This window comes from Bifidobacterium cuniculi, from assembly GCF_000741575.1.
Taxonomy (GTDB): Bacteria; Actinomycetota; Actinomycetes; order Actinomycetales; family Bifidobacteriaceae; genus Bifidobacterium; species Bifidobacterium cuniculi.
This window is the reverse complement of record NZ_JGYV01000001.1, coordinates 38,933-58,723: the sequence shown is the minus strand read 5'-3', so window position 1 is coordinate 58,723 and position 19,791 is coordinate 38,933. Positions and strand designations below refer to the sequence as shown.

At 67.3% G+C, this 19,791-nt stretch carries 16 protein-coding genes; 6 read left to right on the top strand and 10 right to left on the bottom strand.

The features are described from left to right. Positions 1-4 precede the first annotated feature (4 nt). The 5 genes from BCUN_RS00255 to mraZ are packed head-to-tail and all read right to left on the bottom strand — an operon-like array spanning position 5 to position 4,738. Positions 5-886, bottom strand: a complete 882-nt coding sequence (locus BCUN_RS00255) for a hypothetical protein (RefSeq protein ID WP_033514793.1) — start codon at positions 884-886, stop codon at positions 5-7. A gap of 44 nt (positions 887-930) precedes the next feature. Continuing rightward, positions 931-2,730 (bottom strand): peptidoglycan D,D-transpeptidase FtsI family protein, encoded by a 1,800-nt coding sequence (locus tag BCUN_RS00250; RefSeq protein ID WP_033514791.1) that lies wholly within the window; start codon positions 2,728-2,730, stop codon positions 931-933. A 2-nt stretch (positions 2,731-2,732) separates the two neighbouring features. Then, positions 2,733-3,179: a hypothetical protein gene (locus BCUN_RS00245; RefSeq protein WP_033514789.1), complete on the bottom strand. Its 447-nt coding sequence runs from the start codon at positions 3,177-3,179 to the stop codon at positions 2,733-2,735. 3 nt (positions 3,180-3,182) lie between these two features. Then, positions 3,183-4,217 carry a 16S rRNA (cytosine(1402)-N(4))-methyltransferase RsmH gene (rsmH, locus tag BCUN_RS00240; RefSeq protein ID WP_033514787.1) on the bottom strand — a complete coding sequence of 345 codons (1,035 nt, stop codon included), beginning with the start codon at positions 4,215-4,217 and terminating at the stop codon, positions 3,183-3,185. After that, positions 4,217-4,738 carry a division/cell wall cluster transcriptional repressor MraZ gene (gene mraZ, locus BCUN_RS00235; protein ID WP_051920382.1) on the bottom strand — a complete coding sequence of 174 codons (522 nt, stop codon included), beginning with the start codon at positions 4,736-4,738 and terminating at the stop codon, positions 4,217-4,219. The genes rsmH and mraZ overlap by 1 nt, the downstream gene beginning before the upstream one ends. Positions 4,739-4,943: 205 nt before the next feature. On the opposite strand from mraZ, the gene BCUN_RS00230 reads away from it, so the two are divergent. Together BCUN_RS00230 and serA are read left to right on the top strand one after the other, a co-directional pair. Then, positions 4,944-7,205, top strand: a complete 2,262-nt coding sequence (locus BCUN_RS00230) for a HelD family protein (protein ID WP_033514785.1) — start codon at positions 4,944-4,946, stop codon at positions 7,203-7,205. A 39-nt stretch (positions 7,206-7,244) separates the two neighbouring features. Next, positions 7,245-8,444: a phosphoglycerate dehydrogenase gene (gene serA, locus BCUN_RS00225; RefSeq protein ID WP_033514783.1), complete on the top strand. Its 1,200-nt coding sequence runs from the start codon at positions 7,245-7,247 to the stop codon at positions 8,442-8,444. A gap of 79 nt (positions 8,445-8,523) precedes the next feature. Here serA and nrdR read toward each other — a convergent pair whose 3' ends face one another. Both nrdR and BCUN_RS00215 read right to left on the bottom strand, forming a co-directional pair. Then, on the bottom strand, positions 8,524-8,979 hold the full coding sequence (gene nrdR / locus BCUN_RS00220) for a transcriptional regulator NrdR (RefSeq protein ID WP_033514899.1): 456 nt from the start codon (positions 8,977-8,979) through the stop codon (positions 8,524-8,526). A 96-nt stretch (positions 8,980-9,075) separates the two neighbouring features. After that, positions 9,076-9,360: a LysM peptidoglycan-binding domain-containing protein gene (locus BCUN_RS00215; RefSeq protein WP_033514781.1), complete on the bottom strand. Its 285-nt coding sequence runs from the start codon at positions 9,358-9,360 to the stop codon at positions 9,076-9,078. Positions 9,361-9,504: 144 nt separating this feature from the next. Between BCUN_RS00215 and lexA the strand changes: the two genes are divergently transcribed. Continuing rightward, on the top strand, positions 9,505-10,194 hold the full coding sequence (lexA, locus tag BCUN_RS00210) for a transcriptional repressor LexA (protein ID WP_033514779.1): 690 nt from the start codon (positions 9,505-9,507) through the stop codon (positions 10,192-10,194). 9 nt (positions 10,195-10,203) lie between these two features. Here lexA and BCUN_RS00205 read toward each other — a convergent pair whose 3' ends face one another. From BCUN_RS00205 to hflX, 3 genes are all read right to left on the bottom strand, one after another. Then, positions 10,204-11,139: a cation diffusion facilitator family transporter gene (locus BCUN_RS00205; protein ID WP_033514777.1), complete on the bottom strand. Its 936-nt coding sequence runs from the start codon at positions 11,137-11,139 to the stop codon at positions 10,204-10,206. Positions 11,140-11,255: 116 nt separating this feature from the next. Then, positions 11,256-12,218: an L-lactate dehydrogenase gene (locus BCUN_RS00200; protein WP_033514775.1), complete on the bottom strand. Its 963-nt coding sequence runs from the start codon at positions 12,216-12,218 to the stop codon at positions 11,256-11,258. A 129-nt stretch (positions 12,219-12,347) separates the two neighbouring features. Next, a complete protein-coding gene (gene hflX / locus BCUN_RS00195; RefSeq protein WP_033514773.1) occupies positions 12,348-13,844 on the bottom strand; it encodes a GTPase HflX in 1,497 nt (498 codons plus the stop codon). 174 nt (positions 13,845-14,018) lie between these two features. Between hflX and BCUN_RS00190 the strand changes: the two genes are divergently transcribed. The 3 genes from BCUN_RS00190 to BCUN_RS00180 are packed head-to-tail and all read left to right on the top strand — an operon-like array spanning position 14,019 to position 19,724. Beyond that, a complete protein-coding gene (locus tag BCUN_RS00190; protein WP_051920379.1) occupies positions 14,019-14,681 on the top strand; it encodes a class I SAM-dependent methyltransferase in 663 nt (220 codons plus the stop codon). A gap of 28 nt (positions 14,682-14,709) precedes the next feature. Next, on the top strand, positions 14,710-18,741 hold the full coding sequence (gene hrpA / locus BCUN_RS00185; RefSeq protein ID WP_033514771.1) for an ATP-dependent RNA helicase HrpA: 4,032 nt from the start codon (positions 14,710-14,712) through the stop codon (positions 18,739-18,741). A 32-nt stretch (positions 18,742-18,773) separates the two neighbouring features. After that, positions 18,774-19,724: a hemagglutinin gene (locus tag BCUN_RS00180; RefSeq protein WP_238552268.1), complete on the top strand. Its 951-nt coding sequence runs from the start codon at positions 18,774-18,776 to the stop codon at positions 19,722-19,724. Positions 19,725-19,791 lie beyond the last annotated feature (67 nt).

Below are 19,791 nucleotides of genomic sequence, written 5' to 3'. Positions count from 1 at the left end.
GAGTTCAGTGCAGTTCCCTGGACACCCGCAGCGCACTGCGGATGTTGGCCTTCCGTACGCCGGCTGCCAGGACCATCGCGATGGCCAGGGACAGCGGCTTCGCCTTGTTCAGCCCGATGTCGGCCTGGACGGCCATGAGGTCGGTCTCCTCGCTGCGCACGGCAAGGTGGGTCTCGTCGTCGAGGACGCAGCCGAAACGCTCGGCCAGCACGCCGGCCATCTCCTCGACCTCCTCCTTGTCCTCGCGACCGTCATAGCCGAGCACGTCGACGCCCACCGACTCCAGGGATCCCGGCGCCAGCGTGTCGTCCTCCATGGCGATGATGACCGCGGAAGCGCCGTCCTCCACGCACACCGACAGCACGCGCTGCATGGAGAAGGCATCCAGGGGGTAGCGCAGGTCGGTGAAGCGTTCCAGGGACTGTTCGTCCCCGTTGCGGATGACGCCCACGGGGTTGCCGAGCATGTGCAGGAAATCGGCGAGCATGCCGACGGACTCCCCCACGGACTGGCGGTCGCGGCCGGCGATGGCGAAGACCGCGATCGACTCGGCGGGCTGTCCGGCAATCAGCGACGCCAGCTGGCCGATCTCATGGGAGGTGGGGTCGGCGAACAGTACAGGCACCTCGCACTCGCCGACGGCGTTGCGCATCGAGGGCGGCAGCATGACGGCATAGGCACCCCGCTGGATCGCCTGGGCGAGCACCCCCATGCCGATGCGCTCGCCGGGCATGAACAGGGCGCCCGGCGCTACCGACTCGAGGTCGTTGGCCAGGGACGTGACGGTGACGCCCTTGGCGAATCCCGGCACCAGCTCGAACCCGTAGCGGTCCTGGAGCATGCCCAGCGTCATGCGCTGCGAGACCGATTCACTGATTGCGCTCATGCGTCTTCCTTTCCGTTGCCCTTGCCTGTCGTGCCGTCATGGAATCACCACTCCACCGGGATCGCGTCCTTGCGCGGCGAGGAGTTCGGCACCTCGTACTTCTGCATGAGGAACTTGCCGATCTCGGCGAAGACCGGTCCGGCGGTCAGGCCGCCGTAGCTGCCTTCCGGATCCTTGAGCACGACGGTGACCACGAAGCGCGGGTTGTCCGCGGGGATGATGGCCGTGTAGTCGCTGATGAGCGAGGAGAGCTTGCCGTCGGCACCCACGACTTCCGCGGTGCCCGACTTGGAGGCCACGCGGTAGCCGGGTACGCCAGCGAAGCCCTGGGAGGCGTAATGCTCGGACACCGACTCCATGCCGTTGAGGATCTGCTTGGCCACCGATTCGTCGATGACCCGGGTGGACTCGCCCGGTTTGGTCTCCTGGACCTTGCCATCGGCCGAGACCGTCGCCTTGACGAGGACCTGCGGCTTGCGCACGCCGCCATTGGCGATGACGGCGATGGCGTTCGTCAGCTGCAGCGCATTGGTGGAGTATCCCTGGCCGAAGAGCACCGTGTTGCGGGTGCGCCCGTCCCAGCTGCCCGACGGTGCCAGGACACCCTGGGACTCACCGGGCAGCCCCAGGCCGGAGGCCTGGCCGATGCCGAACTTGGTGAGATAGGCGTGGCGCTGCTCGTCGGTGTACCGGTCGGAGGCGAGGATGGTGCCCACGTTCGACGACTGTTCGAGGATGCCGGCCATGGTCCAGTGCTCGGCGCCATGGTTGAAGGAGTCCTTGTAGGTCTGCCCGTCGAGCGTGAGGGTGTCCGGCACGGTGAACTTGTCGCCCATCGCATGCTGTTTCTCCTGGACCAGGCCGGACATGGTGAAGACCTTGCCGATGGAGCCGGGCTCAAAGACCTCGTTGACGCTGCGCGCCACGTTGAGCTTGGCGTCGTCGCTGCCCGCCTCGTAGTCGTCGGTGTCCGCCAGGGCGAGGATCTCACCGGTCTGCGTGTTCTGGACGACGGCGATGGCCCAGCCTGCCTTGTATTTCTGCTGGGACTCGAGCAGGATCTGGCGCACGCGCCACTGCACGTCACGGTCGATGGACAGGCGCACGTCGCTGCCGTCCACGGCGGCCTGGGACTCGGTCATGGTGCCGGGGATCTCCTCGCCGCCGTTGCCCTGTTGGTAGACCTGGTATCCGTCGGTGCCGGTGAGGGTGTCGTCCTCCATCTGCTCGATGCCGGCCACGCCCACGCCCTCGTCGTTCACGCCGCCCAGCAGCGCACCCATGAGGGCACCGCCTGAGTAGACGCGCTCGTTGCTCAGCTCGCCGTAGATGATGCCGCCCAGGTTGAGGTCTGCGATCTTGCGCTTGACCTCGGGCGTCACGTCCTTCTTGAGGACTGCGTACTGGCCCGTCCCCGACAGCTTGCCGCCCAGCTCGGCCACGTCCATCCCCAGGAGTGGCGCGACCAGTTGGGCGACGGCAGCCGCGCCGGTCGTGGACAGCGGCTTGCCGTCGAGCTGGTGGCAGATGGATTGGGTGCGGGCGGTGCAGGTGGTGGGCTCGAACTCCTGTGCCGCCTGCGGGTTGCCGATGATGGTGTAGCGTTCCACGCTCTGCGCCAGGACGGTGCCGTTGACGTCGGTGATGCGGCCGCGCTTGGCCGACAGCACCGCCTTGACGGTCCTGCTGCGCGTCGCCGCCAGGGCGGTGCTGGGGCCGTCGATGATCTGGATGTGCACCAGCTGTCCCAGGCAGACCAGGGCGACGAAGGCGATCACCAGACCGATGACGACGCCGCGGCGCATGGTGGCACCGAGGTGCCTGAAAGCTCGGATGGGATGCATGGCTACGACGCTCCTTGGGTCGGCTGGTATCCGTCGAGGTCGATGGAGAGGTTCCCCTGGGAGGGCACCATCTTCATCTTCTGGGCGCGCTCGGGCAAGGTGGCCTCGAGTTGCGACAGCTTGGCCTGGTCGTCATCGACGTCCTGCTGGAGCATGGTGATGTGCTGCTCGATGGTGCTCGCCTCGAAGGAGTTCGAGCTCATCTGGGTGCGCAGGAGCAGTGCCCCCAGCAGGGAGGCGACGAGGAACACCAGGGCGACGGCCAGCATCATGAGCGGGGCGGACTTCGTCTTGGTCCAGTCCCAGATGCGTTGCCACCTGAGGTGCTCCGCCGATCGCCTCACCGTGTGCTTCTCGACCACGTGCAGCTGCGGACGGCTGGACGGGCGCTGCGCCTCGCGGCCCGCGGGGGCCGCGTTCGTGCGCACCGAACGTGTTTGTGATCCCATGGGTTATTTCCTTCCCCTTCGTCGCGGCATCCGCTCCATGCCGCGCGCCCTGTGCCCGAACTCGCGACGCCACCGTGACGGCAACGGCCTGATGAGCTCCGCCCCGCGCAGCCTCACCGAGGCGGCGCGCGAATTGGCGGCCCGCTCCGCCTCGTCCGCCTTCACGGCCCCCTTGGTCAGCGGCGCGAAGAACGGCTGCATGTCCGGCGGCACCACCGGCATGTCCGCCGGCACGTCCGCCTTGAGTCCGTCGGCCATGAAGGTCTTGACGGTGCGGTCCTCGAGCGAATGGTAGGACTCTACGACCAGGCGCCCGCCCACCGACAGCCGGCAGGCTGCCTGCGGCAGGGTGCGCGCCAGCTTGTCCAGCTCGCCGTTGACCTCGATGCGCAACGCCTGGAAGACGCGCTTGGCGGGGTTGCCGCTGCCGCGCCGCGCCGCGGGGATGACCGCATCCACCAGCTCGCCCAGCTGGCGCGAGGTCAGCAGCGGTTCGGCATCGCGCACCTGTACGATCCTGCGTGCGATCTGCCGGGCGAAGCGTTCCTCGCCGTAGTCCCTGAAGATGCGGGTGAGGCCATCCACGTCGTATCCGGCGAGCACATCGCGTGCCGTCAGCGACTGGGAGACGTCCATGCGCATGTCCAGCGGCGCGTCATGGGCGTAGCTGAAGCCGCGGGCGGTCTCGTCGATCTGCAGGCTGGACAGTCCCAGGTCCATGAAAACCGCCTGCACCTGCGGCACGTCCAGCTCGTCGAGCACGTCGTCCAGCTCGTCGAAGGCGGCATGCACCGGGGTGAAACGGTCGGCGAGGCCCTCCCCCGCCACGCGCTCGGTGGCCAGCGCGAGCGCCTCGGCGTCGCGGTCGATGCCGATGACGCGGGCGCCGGGCGCCGCCTTGAGGAACGCCGTGGTGTGGCCGGCCAGTCCCAGGGTACAGTCGACCGCCACGCTTCCCGGCGCCTGCAGCGCGGGCGCAACCAGGTCCACGCACTGCTGCAGCAGTACGGGTTGGTGAATCCTCGCAATGTCGACCATCACAACTCCAGCTCCTCGAGGACGTCGTTCGCGACGTCCGCATAGTCCTGTTCATTCGCCGCCAGGTACCCGTCCCATGCCTGGCGGTCCCAGATCTCGGCCCTGGTGCCCACGCCGATGATGACGATGTCGCCGCCCAGGCGCGCATAGTCACGCAGCATCTGCGGGATGAGGACGCGCCCCTGCTTGTCGGGCTCCTGCTCCACCGCGCCGGACAGGAAGATGCGCATGTACTCGCGCGACCCACGGCTGCCCAGCGCATTGCGCTGGATGCGCACCACCATCCGTTGGAACTCGGCGGGCGGCAGCAGGTAGATGCAGCGTTCCTGCCCACGGGCCATGACCAGGCCGTCCGTGAGGCGTTCACGCATTTTCGCCGGCAGCGCCACCCTGCCCTTGGCATCCAGGCGGGGAGTGTATGTGCCCAACAGCAGGGACTGCAGCGCCAAGGGCTGCACGGCGGCCAAGCCATCGGTGCCGCCCGGGGGTGATTGAGGCGTCCCCAGCAGATCCGCCATCATTCACCTCCACGCGTCGCCTTGCCATGTCCCACGAATGTCTGGGTTACCACTTTACCCCACAGTTCACCTAAACACCCCACATGCGGCCGGAAACACGCCGACGGCGTGACGGCTGTCACATTGATGGGCGCAGGACCCGGGCTGTTGCGCGGTTCTGCTATGCTTGTTTGGCTTTTGCGAACGAACGCGAGGGGACATGGAGAGCATGACTGCATATGCGACACAACTGAGGGAAGAGCAAGGCATGGTCGACCGCGCCTACGGCCGTCTCGACGGCCTGCGAGCCCAGGCGCGCGAACGTCTGGACGACGTGCGTTCCCAGGGGTCGCACGGTTCGCCCACCCAACGCACCGAGCGCGATTCCTTCGCCACCATGTACGAGGACCGACTGGCGCAGCTGCGCGCGGTGGAGGACCGCCTGGTCTTCGGGCGGCTCGACGACGTCCAGGGCAACCGCCGCTACATCGGACGCCTGGGACTGTCCGACGACGAGCACGAGCCCATTCTCACCGACTGGCGCGCGGAAGCGGCGCGGCCCTTCTACGAGGCGACCCCCGCCCACCATGGCGACATCGCGCTGCGACGCCACATCACCCTGCATTTCCGTGATGTGGTGGGCATCGAAGACGAGGTGCTCGACGTGGACTCCGCCCACGTGAACACCGCCTCCGAACAGGGCACCCTCACCGGCGAAGGGGCCCTGCTGGCCTCCCTCGGTTCGCGCAGGACCGGCAAGATGACCGACATCGTGGCCACCATCCAGGCCGAGCAGGATCGCATCATCCGCTCGGACATCAAGGGGGCGCTCGTGGTGCAAGGAGGCCCGGGCACCGGCAAGACCGCGGTGGCGCTGCACCGTGCCGCCTACCTGCTCTACACCCACCGCCGCATGCTCGAGCGTTCCGGGGTGCTGGTCATCGGCCCGAGCGAGGACTTCCTGCACTACATCGACCAGGTCCTCCCCTCCCTCGGCGAGACGGGCGTGGTCTCGCGCACCGTCGGGGAGCTGATCCCCGGCCTGGTCGTCACCCGCACGGACGCCCCCGAGGTGGCCAGGATCAAGGGCGAGCGCCGCATGGCCCATGCCATCGCGAACGCGGTGGCCGCCCGCGAGCGCGTCCCCGCGAAGCTGCCGACCATCCACGTCAACGGCGTGCGCGTGACCATGCGCCGCCAGGACGTCGAGACCGCGATCGGCGATGCACGGCGCACCCGCCAGCCGCACAACAAGGCCCGGGAGACCTTCGTGTCCTCCATGCTCGCGATGATGCGCACCCAGGTGGTCGAGCAGCTGGATTACGTGCCCGAGCAGGCCGAGCTCAACGACATCCTCGCCCAGCTGCGCATGAACGATGCGCTGCGGGTGGCGCTCAACCTGGCGTGGCTGCCGATGGATGGCACCTGGCTCATCGACCAGATGTTCTCCAAGCCCGCCCAGCTGCGCCGTTTCGCCCCCTGGCTCTCCGACCGGCAGGTGGAGCTGCTGACGCGCCCCAAGGGCGCTCCCCTGACGCGCTCGGACATCCCGCTGCTGGACGAGGCATACGAGCTGCTCGGCCCCGACCCGCGCGAACAGGCCCGCCGCAAGGCGCGCCAGGCAGAGCGCCAGGAGGCCGAGCAGTATGCCAAGGAGACGCTGGCGCAGGCCGGCATCGGTTCCGGCATCGTGTCCGCCGGCATGCTCGCCGACCGGATGAGCGGCGACGACGTCGAGCTCGTGGCGCATCGCGCCGCGCAGGACCGCGAGTGGACCTATGGGCATGTCGTGGTCGACGAGGCGCAGGAGCTGACGGCCATGGACTGGCGCATGCTGATCCGCCGCTGCCCGTCGCGTTCCTTCACGATCGTGGGCGACGTGGCGCAGACCTCCGCACTGGGCGGCACGCGCGACTGGGCCCGTACCATGGACTCCCTGTTCGGTGCTCCCAACTGGAGCCTCAACGAGCTGACCATCAACTACCGCAACCCCCGTGAGGTCTCCGACCTGGCGTCGCAATTCGCCGAGGGCGAGGGCCTGTACATCTCCACGGTCAAGGCGATCCGTTCGGTGCCCGACGCCGTGGAACGCCGCACCGTGGCGGACCGCGACGCACTGTTCGGCGAGGTGGGCGACCTGGCGCGCACGCTGGCCGCGCGTTTCGTGGGCAACGACGGCACCGGCCGCGTGGCGGTGATCGTGCCGGACGAGCTGCGCGATGCGGTGCGTGCCGCGGTGCACCGCGCCTTGGAGTCGATGGGCACTGTGATGGACGGCGAGACGGTGGACGACATGGTGAGCGTGTGCGATACCCAGGCGGTGAAGGGACTGGAGTACGACGCCGTCATGGTGGTCGAGCCGGGACTGATCGAGCAGGAGGCGGCATCGAGGCTGAGTGCCGCTTCCGACCTGTACGTGGCGCTCACCCGACCCACGCAGCAACTGGTGCTGGTGCGCACCGAAGGCGACGGCGAACGACTGGCGATATAGCGCAGGCACCTGACGACGAGAGGATATAAGGTAGGGACCATGCCGAAAGCACTGTTACTGGAAAACATTCATCCGCTTGCCGCGCAGAGCCTGCGCGACCATGGCTTCGAGGTGGAGTCGCTCAAGGGTGCCCTGTCCGAGGACGAGCTCATCGCCGCCCTCGACGGCGTCGACCTCCTGGGCATCCGCTCGAAAACGACGGTGACGGAGCGCGTCCTGGAGGAGCGCCCCGCACTGACCGCCATCGGTTGCTTCTGCATCGGCACCAACCAGGTGGACCTCGATGCCGCCGCCCGCCGCGGCGTCGCCGTCTTCAACGCCCCCTATTCGAACACGCGATCCGTGGTGGAGCTGGTGGTCTGCGACATCATCTGCCTGATGCGCCGCATCCCGGCCCACACCCACCACATGAAGCACGGCCTGTGGGACAAGTCCGCCTCCGGTTCCCACGAAGTGCGCGGCAAGACGCTCGGCATCATCGGCTACGGCAACATCGGCTCCCAGCTTTCCGTGCTGGCCGAGGCGCTGGGCATGCGCGTGGTCTTCTTCGACATCGAGGAGAAGCTCGCGCTGGGCAACGCGCAACGCTGCGACAGCCTGGAGGAGCTGCTGGAGCAGTCGGACGCGGTGACCATCCATGTCGACGGCCGCAAGTCGAACATCGGCTTCTTCGGAGAGGAGGAATTCTCCCACATGAAGCAGGACGCCATCTTCATCAACTGCTCACGCGGCTTCGTGGTCGACCTCGACGCGCTCAAGCGCCACCTGGACTGCGGCCACCTGTCCGGCGCCGCCGTCGACGTCTTCCCGGTGGAACCCAAGAAGAGCGGCGATCCCATCGAAACCCCCCTGGCGGACGAGGACAACATGATCCTCACCCCGCACATCGGCGGTTCGACCCTCGAGGCCCAGGAGAACATCGCGCAGTTCGTCTCCCAGCGTCTCGAGGACTACTGGTTCAAGGGCTCGACGATGCTCAGCGTCAACCTGCCGCAGATCACCCTCAACGACTGTCGCGGCGAGGCGCGCATCGCCCACCTGCATGACAACCTGCCGGGCATCCTGGCGGCCGTCAACCATGTGCTGGGCGAGCAGGGCATCAACATCTCCGCGCAGGCGCTGGGCACCGAGGGCGCCATCGGCTACGTGGTGACCGACGTGGCCGACAAGCCCGCCGCGCAGGCACTGGGTGCCCTTGCCTCCATCCAGGGCACCATCCGCATGCGCATCATCGAGTGAACGCACCGTCCTGCGTCCATGGCAAGGGGCCGGGCTGCGACAATCGCAGCCCGGCCCCTTGCCATGGACGCAGGACGGGTCATTGCGCCCGGTCGGCGTCGCGCAGTTCGTCGATGGCCTCCTGGAAATCCTCGAGGTCCTCGAAATTGCGGTAGACGCTTGCAAAACGCAGGTATGCCACCTCGTCGAGGTCGCGCAGGGGCCGCAGGATGGCCTTGCCGATGTCCTCCGAAGGTATCTGGGCGATGCCCTGGGCACGCAGGCTCTCCTCCACCTGCTGGCCGAGCTTCTTGAGGTCGTCCTCATGGATGGGGCGGCCCTGGCACGCCTTGCGCACGCCGGAAATCACCTTGTTGCGGTCGAATTGCTCCACGTTGCCGGAGCGTTTGCGCACCAGCAGCATGGCGGTCTCCTGGGTGCTGAAACGGCCCTGGCATCGAGGGCATTCCCTGCGGCGGCGGATGGAGTGTCCGTCTTCGCTGATGCGTGTGTCGATCACTTTCGTGTCGGGGTTCTGGCAGAAGGGGCAATACATGACATCCACTGTAGCCGCATCCGCGGCCTTTGTGCGCATCGGGAACGTCATACGCTCCAGGACCGCCGTCGAATCATGCCACTGCATGGCCGCCGCCTAGGCCGGCAAGAGCAGCTGCTGGCCTGCGCGCAGGGCCGCCCCCTCGAGCTTGTTGATGCGCTTGAGCTGGTCGACGCTCGTGCCGTCCACCCGCTCGGCGATGGACCACAGCGTATCCCCGGGCCTCACGGTGTAGCGCACCGTCTGGCCCACGTACTCGTCGGCACGATCCCCACCCATCCCCGATGCCCATCCCAGCGGCACGCACAAGGCACATCCGGCCAGGATGGCCAGGGCGGCATGCCGCCAGCGTCCAAGCCCGTTGCGTTCCGAGATCTCCATGGCAACCATCCTTTCGAACATATGTTCCCATCAAACACCTCGATATTCGCACGCATGTTCGACCGTTGTCAAGCCGGAGTCGAACATCTGTTTGGAAATATCGGCGTTTCGCGCTAAGGTTGGCTCATACGAAAGGACACGACCATGACCACCACCGACGCCACCTTCCGGGACGGGGAACCGGACCGCCGCGACGACCTGACGGAACGCCAGCGCAAGGTCATGCAGGCCATCCGCGACCTCACCGCCAGCCAGGGCTTCGCCCCCTCCCTGCGCGAGATCGGCCAGAGAGCCGGGCTGCGCAGCACCTCCTCGGTGCAGCACCAGCTCCAGGTCCTCGAGGCGAAGGGCTACATCCGCCGTGACGCCAACAAGGGACGGGCCATTGAAATCGTCACGGAACCCCACGGCGCCGTCGATGTCGTCCCCTTCGACACCGGCGGTTCCCTCTCCTTCCAGTCATCGACGGAAGTGCCCCTGGTGGGTGCCATTGCCGCCGGTGCCCCCATCACCGCGGAACAGCACATCGAGGACGTCATGCGCCTTCCCGTACGCCTGACCGGCAACGGCAACCTCTTCATGCTCGAGGTGCACGGCGATTCCATGATCGACGCCGCCATCTGCGATGGCGACTTCGTCGTGGTCCGCGAACAGCAGCGCGCCGAGAACGGCGACATCGTGGCTGCGCTGCTGGACGACGAGGCCACCGTCAAGACCTTCCGCAGCCAAGGCGGCCACGTCTGGCTCATTCCGCACAATCCCAACTATGCCCCCATCGACGGCACCCATGCCAAGATCATGGGCAAGGTCGTCACGGTCCTGCGCAAGCTCTAGCGTCCGCCCCTAGCGGTGGATGGCGTCCGCACTGGGACTGGTGTACCCCGTCGGCTCCAGCTGGAAGGTGGTGTGCCCCACCGACACCGGGAAATGATCGCGCAGGCAGTCCTGGCATTGATGCAGGACCTGTCCCGCCTGCTGCATGGTCAGGTCCGGGTCCACGACGATGTGGGCCGTGAGGATGGGCTGTCCCGTGGACACGGTGCTGGCATGCAGGTCATGGACGGCCACCACATGGTCCACCCCCTCCAGGTGCGTGCGCACCGCATCCAGGTCGAGTCCGCGCGGCGTCTCCTCGAGCAGGACGCGGACCGCGTCGTGCAGCAGGCGCACCGCGCGCGGGATCATGAGCAGGGCGATGAGCGCGCCCGCAATGGCATCGACGCCATCCCAACCGGTGGCCATGAGGACCGCCGCCGAGACGATCACCGCGACCGACCCCAGGGCATCGTTGCACACCTCCAGGAATGCCGCGCGCATGTTCATGTTGTCGCCCGACTGCGCACGCAGGACCAGGATGGACCCGACGTTCGCGGCCAGGCCCAGGATGCCGAAGCCCAGCAGGAGACGCACGTCGTGGATCTGCTCGTCGGCATGCGCGAACAGGCGCATGCCCGCCTCCACCAGTGCGTACAGGCCCACGAACAGCAGCACCAACGCGCCTGCCGCGGCGGTGATCACCTCGAGCCGCGCCCAGCCCCAGGTGCGCGACTTGTCGGGTTTGCGCCGCATGAGGACGGCGGTGACGGTCGACGCCGCCAGGACGGAGACGTCGGTGAGCATGTGGCCGGCATCGACGAGCAGTGCCAGGGACCCGGTGACGACCGCGCCGACGACCTCGGCGAGGAACACCGTGCCGGTGAGCGACAGGGTGATGGCGAGGCTACGTCCGTGCCCGGCCCCGTCCGGCGAGCCATGGGTGTGGGTGTGGTCATGCGGCATGTGCTCCTCCTGTCTTCGGCCGGGTGGCTTCCAGTCTAGGCGCCCCACCATGCAAACGGGGCGTGTCCGATTGCAATCGGACACGCCCCGGGAAGGGTTCGGCGTTCGCCGGACGGTCAGAAGCCGAACTGGGCGGCGGTTTCCTTGAGGGTCTCGGCGGAGCGCTTCAGCAGTTCGAGCTCGTGGTCGGAGACCGGCGTGTTGATGCGGGAGTTCACGCCGGAGCGGTTGAGCAGCGTCGGCACCGACATGCACACGTCCGAGATGCCGTGGAAGTCCTCGAGCAGCGAGGAGACCGGCAGGATGCGGTTGGTGTCGTTGAGGATGGCCTCGATGATGTCCACGCCGGACATGGCGATCGCGAAGTTGGTGGCGCCCTTGCCGTTGATGATCTTGTAGGCGGCGTTCTTCACTTCCTGGTGGATTTGCTCACGCATGTCGGCGTCGAGCGGCTCGTGGCCCGGCAGCGGCTGCCAGTCGCACATCGGGACGCCGCCGATGGTGGCGGAAGCCCACAGCGGCACCTCGGAGTCGCCGTGCTCGCCGGCGATGTAGGCGTGCACGTTCTTCACGTTGACGCCGGTCTGCTGCGCGATCAGGAAGCGCAGTCGGGCGGAGTCGAGGTTGGTGCCGGAGCCGAACATCTGGTTCGCCGGCAGGCCCGAGAGCTTCATGGAGACGTGGGTGACCACGTCCACCGGGTTGGTGATGAGCATGTAGATGGCGTTCGGTGCGACCTTCACGAGGTTCGGGATGATCGACTTCATGATGTTGATGGTCGCGCCGGCCAGGTCGAGGCGGGACTGGCCCGGCTTCTGGCGTGCGCCGGCGGTGATGACGACCATGTCCGCGTCGCGGCAGATCTCCGGGTCGTCGGAACCGTCGATCGAGACGGTCGGGAAGAAGCTGGAGCCATGCTGCATGTCGAGGACTTCGGCCTCCACGCGGTCCTTGGCGATGTCTTCGAGCACGATTTCGCGGGCGACGCCGCGCTCCGCTGCCGCGAAGGCAAGGGTGGAGCCGACTGCGCCGGCTCCGACGATAGCGAGCTTTGTGGGCTTGATGGGTGACTTCGCCATGATGATCTACGACCTTTTCCATTCGTTGTGTTGCACGGCAGTGAGCGCTTGTGGCGACTGCCTGTCAGTATCAGACATCACTCTAGCAGACAAGGCGATGTTCACGATGCGAATAGAGCCATTCCATTGCTAGCCGATGGCGTGTTCCATGAGCTGGGCCGCTAGGTGCTCGTCGACGTCGGCTACCAGCATCACGCCGTCGTCGCGGTATTCCATCGACGTCACCTCGCCGAGTTCGCGAACCTTCGACAGCAGCGAGCCTGCCGTGTACGGCATCAACGCCTCGATGTGCACCGCCGGCACGGGCAGCATCGCCTCGAGCGCGTCACGCAGCCGGTCGAGTCCCTCGCCTGTGGCCGACGACACGAAATGCGCGTCCGGAGCCAGGTTGCGCAGCCGCGCCAATGCGGTGTCGTCCAGCAGGTCGATCTTGTTGAACACGGTCACCGTGGGCAGCCGGTCCGCGCCCTCGACATCCTTGAGGACCGTGTTCACGGCCTCGATCTGGCCGAAGGGGTCGGGATGCGACGCATCCACCACGTGCAGGACGATGTCCGCGTCCGCGGTCTCCTCCAGGGTCGACTTGAAGGCCTCGACCAGCTGGGTGGGCAGGCGCCGCACGAAGCCCACCGTGTCCACATAGGTGTACCGGCGGCCGTCCGCGCTGCGTGCGCGGCGCACGGCGGTGTCGAGGGTCGCGAACAGGGCGTTCTCCACCAGTTCGTCGGAGCCGGTCAGCCGGTTGGTCAGGGAGGACTTGCCGGCGTTGGTGTATCCGACCACCGCAATCGAAGGCACGCCGTTGCGCCGGCGCGAACCGCGCTTGACCTCACGCGTGGGTGCCATCTGCGCGATCTGCCTGCGCAGCCGGGCGATGCGTGTACGGATGACACGGCGGTCGAGCTCGATCTGCGTCTCGCCGGGGCCTCGTGAACCGATGCCGCCGTCCGCGCCCGCGGCACGGCCGCCCGCCTGGCGCGACAGCGCGGCACCCCAGCCGCGCAGTCGGGGCAGCATGTACTGCAGCTGCGCCAGCTCCACCTGGGCCTTGCCCTCCCGGGACGTGGCATGCTGCGCGAAGATGTCGAGGATCACGGCGGTGCGGTCCACGACCTTCACGCGGGTCACGTCCTCCAGGGCGCGGCGCTGGCTGGGCGGCAGGTCGGCGTCCACCACGATGGTGTCCGCGTCGCAGGCCTCCACGAGCTGCGCGATCTCCTTGGCCTTGCCGGATCCGACATAGGTCGCAGCGTCCGGGCGGGAACGATGCTGCAGGACGGCGTCGCACACCTGCGCGCCCGCCGTGTCGGCGAGCGCCGCCAGTTCGCGCAGCGATTCCTCGGCTTCGCGCTGCGAGGAGTCGCGGCTCGACCACACGCCGACGAGGACGACTCGTTCGAGGCGCACCTTGCGGTATTCGACTTCGGTGACGTCCTCGAGTTCACCCAGGCCAGTGACATGTTTCAGCTGGTTGCGTGATTCGCGTTCGTCCCACTCCTCGTCCCGCAGGTCGGCTGCGTCCGCTTCCTCGAGGAGGACCTGCGACTGTCCGGCGAGCACGTCGGCGTCGTCGGACGGCTGGCCGTGAGGGTCTTCGTCGTGGGTGAGGTACCTGGGGTTGGGCATTGCCGTGGCTGTTTGGTTCAAAGGCATCCGTTTCTCGTCGATGATGGTCCTGTCTCTCTCGACAGCTTCGCCGTCCGTTTTATTCCGCAGGCCGTCCGCATGCGACTTACGGCAGAACAACTATCATCATAGGGGAACGAACGAAACGAAACCGACGGATGGATGTAAGGAACGATGAGCGCACAGCCCAAGACCCCGAACCAGCAGTACTTCACCGCCTCCCCCGATTCGCGGGACGTGCGCAAGCGCATGGAGGTGACGCTGCGCGGCCATGAGGTGCAGGTGGAGACCAGCAATGGCGTCTTCTCCCAGCACCGCGTCGACCTGGGCACGTCGGTGCTGCTGAGGCATGCGCCGATGCCGCCGGATCATGGCGACTTCCTGGACCTCGGCTGCGGCTGGGGCGCACTCACCCTGGCGTTGGCGAAGGAAAGCCCCGAGGCGACGGTGCATGCGGTGGACGTCAACGAGCGTGCCATCGAGCTCACTGAACGCAATGCCGAACTCAACCATTGCGCGAACGTGCACGTGGGCGAGGCAGCGGACGTGCCCGCCGGGCTGGAGTTCGAACTGATCTGGTCGAACCCACCGATCCGCATCGGCAAGGAGGCGCTGCACGCCCTGCTCCTGGAGTGGCTGCCGCGCCTGGCGGCCGATGGCCATGCCTATCTGGTGGTGCAGCGCAACCTCGGCTCCGATTCTCTGATGACGTGGCTGGCGGGTGCCTTGGGCGACGGGTACACGGTGGGCAAATACGCCAGCTCGAAGGGATACCGGGTGATCGAAGTGCATCGGCTGGGCTGGGCGATGCCCGGCACAGGGATGACGATTCGTTGACGGACAGCAACAGTATGGGACAAGCACAGTGAGATTCGAATATCCAGAGGAATTGCCGGTCAGTGGCGCACGCGACGCGATACGCGACGCGGTGACGCACAGCCAGGTGGTCATCGTCTCCGGCCAGACGGGTTCGGGAAAGACGACGCAGCTGCCCAAGATCCTGCTCGAGATGGGCAGGGGCACCCATGGCCACCAGATCGTGCATACGCAGCCGCGCAGGCTGGCGGCACACACCGTGGCGGAACGCATCGCCCAGGAACTGGGGGTGCGCCTGGGCGACGAGGTCGGCTACCAGGTGCGCTTCACCGACGAGAGCTCGCCATCCACGCGGCTGCGCGTGGTCACGGACGGCATCCTGCTCGCGCAGATCCAGCGCGACCCGAAGCTGGGCCGCTACGACACCATCGTAATCGACGAGGCGCACGAACGTACGCTCAACATCGACTTCCTGCTGGGCTACCTGACGGCGCTGCTGCCCCAGCGCCCGGAGCTCAAGCTCATCATCACCTCCGCGACCATCGATTCGGAGAAGTTCGCCAGCCATTTCGAGCAGGCCCTGGGCAAGCCGGTGCCCGTCATCGAGGTGTCCGGCCGCACCTACCCGGTCACCATCTGCTACGAGCCGCCGGACGGGCCGCCCTCGCTCATGGCGCACGTGCCCGGCTTCACCGAGACGGCTCCCGAACCGCATCCGCAGAACCGCGACCAGGACGCCATGGACATGCCCACCGCGGTGGCGCGCGCGTGCATGGAACTCGTCACCGTCTCGGCCCATGACCAGGGTCCGCGCGACCTACTGGTCTTCGCCGCCGGCGAACGGGACATCCACGACTACGAGCAGGCAATCCGTCGTGCCTTCGGCGCACGCTGCGCGGACCTGCGGCGGCCGGACGCCATCGAAATCATGCCCCTGTTCGCGCGGCTGAGCGCCAAGGAGCAGCATCGCGTCTTCGAATCGCACACGCACCAGCGCATCGTCATCGCCACGAACGTCGCGGAGACGTCGCTGACGGTGCCCGGCATCCGCTACGTGGTGGATCCCGGCATGGCGCGCATCTCCCGGTACTCCAAGGCCTCCAAGGTGCAGCGCCTGCCCATCGAGCCCATCTCGCAGGCCAGTGCCGACCAGCGTTCCGGCCGCTGTGGCCGCATCGCCGACGGCATCGCGATCCGCCTGTACTCTGCCGAGGACTACGAGACGCGTCCCCGCTTCACCGAGCCGGAAATCCTGCGCACTTCCTTGGGGTCGGTGGTGCTGCACATGCTCTCCGTGGGCGTGGCGCACACCGCGCAGGACGTGACCGACTTCGGCTTCATCGACCCGCCGGACATGAAGGCCGTGGCCGACGGTTTCCATGAGCTGACAGAGCTGCAGGCCATCGAACGCAAGCGCGGCGCCATCCGGCTGACCAAGGTCGGCCGCCAGCTGTCCCGCATCCCCATCGACGTGCGCCTGGGACGCATGCTCATCGAGGCCGCACGCTCGACGACCCCCAATACCCTGGCGGCCGTCATCGTCGTCGTGGCCTTCCTCAGCCTGCAGGATCCCCGCGAACGCCCCGAGGAGGTGCGCGATGAGGCCACCCGCATCCACAACCGGTACGCCGACGCGGGCAGCGACTTCCTCACCGCACTCAACATCTGGGACCGTGCCTACGGCGCGGACGGCGAGATGAGCAACCATGCGCTGCGCAAGCTGTGCAAGGCCGAATACCTGCACTTCCTGCGCATGCGCCAGTGGAAGGATCTCGTCACCCAGCTGCGCGCATTGTGCAAGGAACTGCACTTCACCGTGGGCGAACCGTTGCCCGTCTCGCGCCCCGACCCGGCCGTACGCGCACTGCCCTTGGCACAGCAGGCGATGCACAGCCTCTGCTGCACCTGGGACTCCGACGGCATCCACCACTCCATGCTCGCGGGCCTGCTGTCCATGATGGGCATGCAGGTCGTGCGCGAACCCAAGGCATCCGACTACGCCCACCTCAGGGGCGCGGCGCGCGCACGCGCCCTCAAGCGGGCGCAGCGCAACGCCCACAACGACTACCAAGGGTCACGTGGCATGCATTTCGCCATCTTCCCCGCCTCCAGCGTCAACAAGTCCACCCCGCCGTGGGTGATGAGCACCGAGCTGGTGGAGACCAGCAGGCTGTGGGCACGCTACTGCGCGCAGATCGATCCCGCATGGGCCGAGCCGCTCGCCCGGGGACTGACGCGGACCACCTACGCAGAACCCCACTGGTCCGGTTCCCGCGGCTCCGCCGTGGCCGAGGAGAAAGTCCTGCTCTACGGGTTGCCAATCGTGCAGGGACGCCACATCCAGTGGGGCCGCGTCAACCCGGCCGAGGCACGCGACTTCCTCATCCGCCAGGGCCTGGTGGAAGGCGACATCCAACAGCGCTTCCCCGGCGACGAGTTCGTCAAGCGCAACCTGGACATCCTCGAGGACGCGCAGGACGACGCCAACCGCACACGCCAGGTGGCGCTCGCCGTCAGCGACGAGGACCTGTTCGACTTCTACGACCACGTCATCCCCGACGACGTGACCAGCGTGGCCGCACTCGCCCACTGGTGGAAGGACGAACGCTCCAGGCAACCCGGCCTGCTCGAATTCGACCCCGCCAAGGTGGAGCGTCTCTCCGACCAGGACGGCGTCGACCTGTCCGACTTCCCCGACCACTGGCACACGGTCGGCCCGGACGGCAGGCCCATCTCCCTGCGACTGAGCTACATCTACGACACGAACGACGAGGCCGACGGCGTGACCGTGCATGTCCCGCTGACCGTCCTGTCGCTGCTCGACCCCGCAGAATTCACCTGGAACGTGCCGGGACTGCACCACGAACTCATCACCGCCATGATCAAGGCGCTGCCCAAGCACCTGCGCGTGCAGTTCGTCCCCGCCCCGGACACGGCACGCCGCATCGGCCAGTGGCTGGACGAGCACTGGCCCGACGCTCCCGGCTCCGGTACGCGAGAGCATCCGGCGGCCGCCCCCGACGGCGGACCATGGCCCGACTTCATGCACGTGTTCACCAAGGCCGCCATCCAGGTCGTGGGCGCCCAGATCCATCCCGAGGTCCTCGATGGCCTCGACGCACGCCTGGCCCCCTACCTCAAGCCCACCTTCGCCATCGAACAGCCGGCGCCGCGCGGCAAGCGTGGGCGAGGAGGGCGCAAGGCGCTCGCCACCGGCAAGGACCTGGCGGCGCTGCAACGGCGGTTCGCCGCGCAGGCGCAGGCATCGGCGCGCAAGGTCGTGGAACGCAAGGCAGCGCAGGCCGGACAGGAAGGCAAGGTCGTGGAACGTGCCGACCTGCTGCACAAGGCCGGCGCCACGGGCATGAGCCGTGAGGACATGCTGTGGCATGGCGCACTCGACCGTCTGCGGCTGCCTGCCGAACGCATCTCCTCGCGTTGGCTGGGCGCCGAGGCGCTCCGCCTGGCCTCGGCGCCCTACCCCAGCACCAAGGCGCTGGTCGAGGACCTGCAGCTGGCAGCGGTCAAGCGCCTGCTGCCCGACATCGGCAAGCTGTCCACCGACGCCGAACTCGACCAGGCCGTCGAAGGCGTCCGGGAGGTCTACGAGGACACGGTCTACGACGTGGCCAAGGACACGGCGACCATCCTGGAGGAGTATGCCAAGGTGGAGCGTGCGGTCTCCGGCCCCGCGGACCTGCCCATGCTGTCGGTCCTGCAGTCCATCCGCGAACACCTGGCCGAGCTGGTCCATGAGGGCTTCCTCGGCGAGGTGCCCCCGTACGGGCTGCGCCGCATCCCCATCTACCTCAGGGCGGATGCCATGCGCCTGAACAAGGCGAAGGCGGACAAGAACCGTGACGTGCGCTGGGCATGGCAGGCGGACGAGGTACGCCAGCTCGTCGACAAGGCCATGGCCAAGGCGCGGGACATGCCGACAGGCGAAACGCGCGACACCGCCATCGACAAGGCGACGCATGCACGGTGGATGCTCGAGGAATTCCGCGTGTCCCTCTGGGCCCAGGAACTCGGCACCACCCAACCGGTGAGCATCCAGCGCATCACCAAGGCGCTGCGCTGAACATGCATAACGCCACGGAAAGGACGGAACCCATGGGGACATCCCGTGACATCCGGAAAAGCACCAGTCGGCACGGCCGCGGCACCCCGTGGACGCGCCGCGTGAAGGACCGATGGGTCCACGGCTCCCCCGCCACGCGCACCGTCATGGCGGCCATTGCGGTGGCGCTGTGCATCGCGTCGGGCGCGCTGTTCATCCTGGGTGCGCGGGCGCTGACGCTCCACGCCGAGATTGCCCAGGCCAAGGCACGCCAGGTCGAGCTCACCGAGGACTACGACTTCGACCCGGGCAACATCATCTCCGACGGCCAGTTCTTCGACGACGACTCGATGGACGAACAGGGAATCCAGGACTTCCTCGACGAGAAGGGTGCTTCGTGCACCGGCAAGGAGTGCCTGCACACGAAGACCTTCACCGTCGCCACACGGGCCGCCGACGACCTGTGCGACGGCTACGTACCGGCGAAGGACGCCAAGGGCAAGGTGCGCACCAAGGAGAAGGCGGCCGCAATCATCGCCGGCGCCGCCACCTCCTGCGGCATCTCCCCCAAGGTGCTGCTCACCATGCTCCAGAAGGAACAGCAGCTGGTCACCGCCACCGATCCGATTGCCTTCCAGTACAAGGCGGCGATGGGCCTGAGCTGCCCGGACGATGATAGCTGCGACCCGCGGTACGCCGGCTTCGTGGAGCAGGTCTTCGGCGCGGCGGAACGCTACCGTTACTACGAGGCGTACGAGGAACAGTACGGGTACGCCGCGGGACGGCTCAATTACGTGCAGTTCAACCCTGACCCCTCTTGCGGCGGAGACGAGGTGTGGATCGAGAACAAGGCCACGGCATTGCTCTACATCTACACGCCCTACCAGCCCAATCTCGCCGCCCTGGCAGCCGGCTCGGGCGAGGGGGACGGCTGCTCGACCTATGGCAACCGCAACTTCGCACTGATCTACACCGGCTGGTTCGGCAACCCGCGTACGGCTTGAGGCACTGCCGCACATAGAAATTGTTCATTTTTTCGAACAAAATCTTGGGGCGGGCCCGGGCGCGCGC

Coding starts and splice junctions, on each gene's coding strand:
- hflX (WP_033514773.1), bottom strand. CDS start 13,844: ATGCCCAACCCCAGGTACCTCACCCACGACGAAGACCCTCACGGCCAG.
- BCUN_RS00250 (WP_033514791.1), bottom strand. CDS start 2,730: ATGCATCCCATCCGAGCTTTCAGGCACCTCGGTGCCACCATGCGCCGC.
- BCUN_RS00200 (WP_033514775.1), bottom strand. CDS start 12,218: ATGGCGAAGTCACCCATCAAGCCCACAAAGCTCGCTATCGTCGGAGCC.
- BCUN_RS00245 (WP_033514789.1), bottom strand. CDS start 3,179: ATGGGATCACAAACACGTTCGGTGCGCACGAACGCGGCCCCCGCGGGC.
- nrdR (WP_033514899.1), bottom strand. CDS start 8,979: ATGTATTGCCCCTTCTGCCAGAACCCCGACACGAAAGTGATCGACACA.
- lexA (WP_033514779.1), top strand. CDS start 9,505: ATGACCACCACCGACGCCACCTTCCGGGACGGGGAACCGGACCGCCGC.
- BCUN_RS00180 (WP_238552268.1), top strand. CDS start 18,774: ATGGGGACATCCCGTGACATCCGGAAAAGCACCAGTCGGCACGGCCGC.
- mraZ (WP_051920382.1), bottom strand. CDS start 4,738: ATGATGGCGGATCTGCTGGGGACGCCTCAATCACCCCCGGGCGGCACC.
- serA (WP_033514783.1), top strand. CDS start 7,245: ATGCCGAAAGCACTGTTACTGGAAAACATTCATCCGCTTGCCGCGCAG.
- BCUN_RS00230 (WP_033514785.1), top strand. CDS start 4,944: ATGACTGCATATGCGACACAACTGAGGGAAGAGCAAGGCATGGTCGAC.
- BCUN_RS00205 (WP_033514777.1), bottom strand. CDS start 11,139: ATGCCGCATGACCACACCCACACCCATGGCTCGCCGGACGGGGCCGGG.
- BCUN_RS00190 (WP_051920379.1), top strand. CDS start 14,019: ATGAGCGCACAGCCCAAGACCCCGAACCAGCAGTACTTCACCGCCTCC.
- BCUN_RS00255 (WP_033514793.1), bottom strand. CDS start 886: ATGAGCGCAATCAGTGAATCGGTCTCGCAGCGCATGACGCTGGGCATG.
- rsmH (WP_033514787.1), bottom strand. CDS start 4,217: ATGGTCGACATTGCGAGGATTCACCAACCCGTACTGCTGCAGCAGTGC.
- BCUN_RS00215 (WP_033514781.1), bottom strand. CDS start 9,360: ATGGAGATCTCGGAACGCAACGGGCTTGGACGCTGGCGGCATGCCGCC.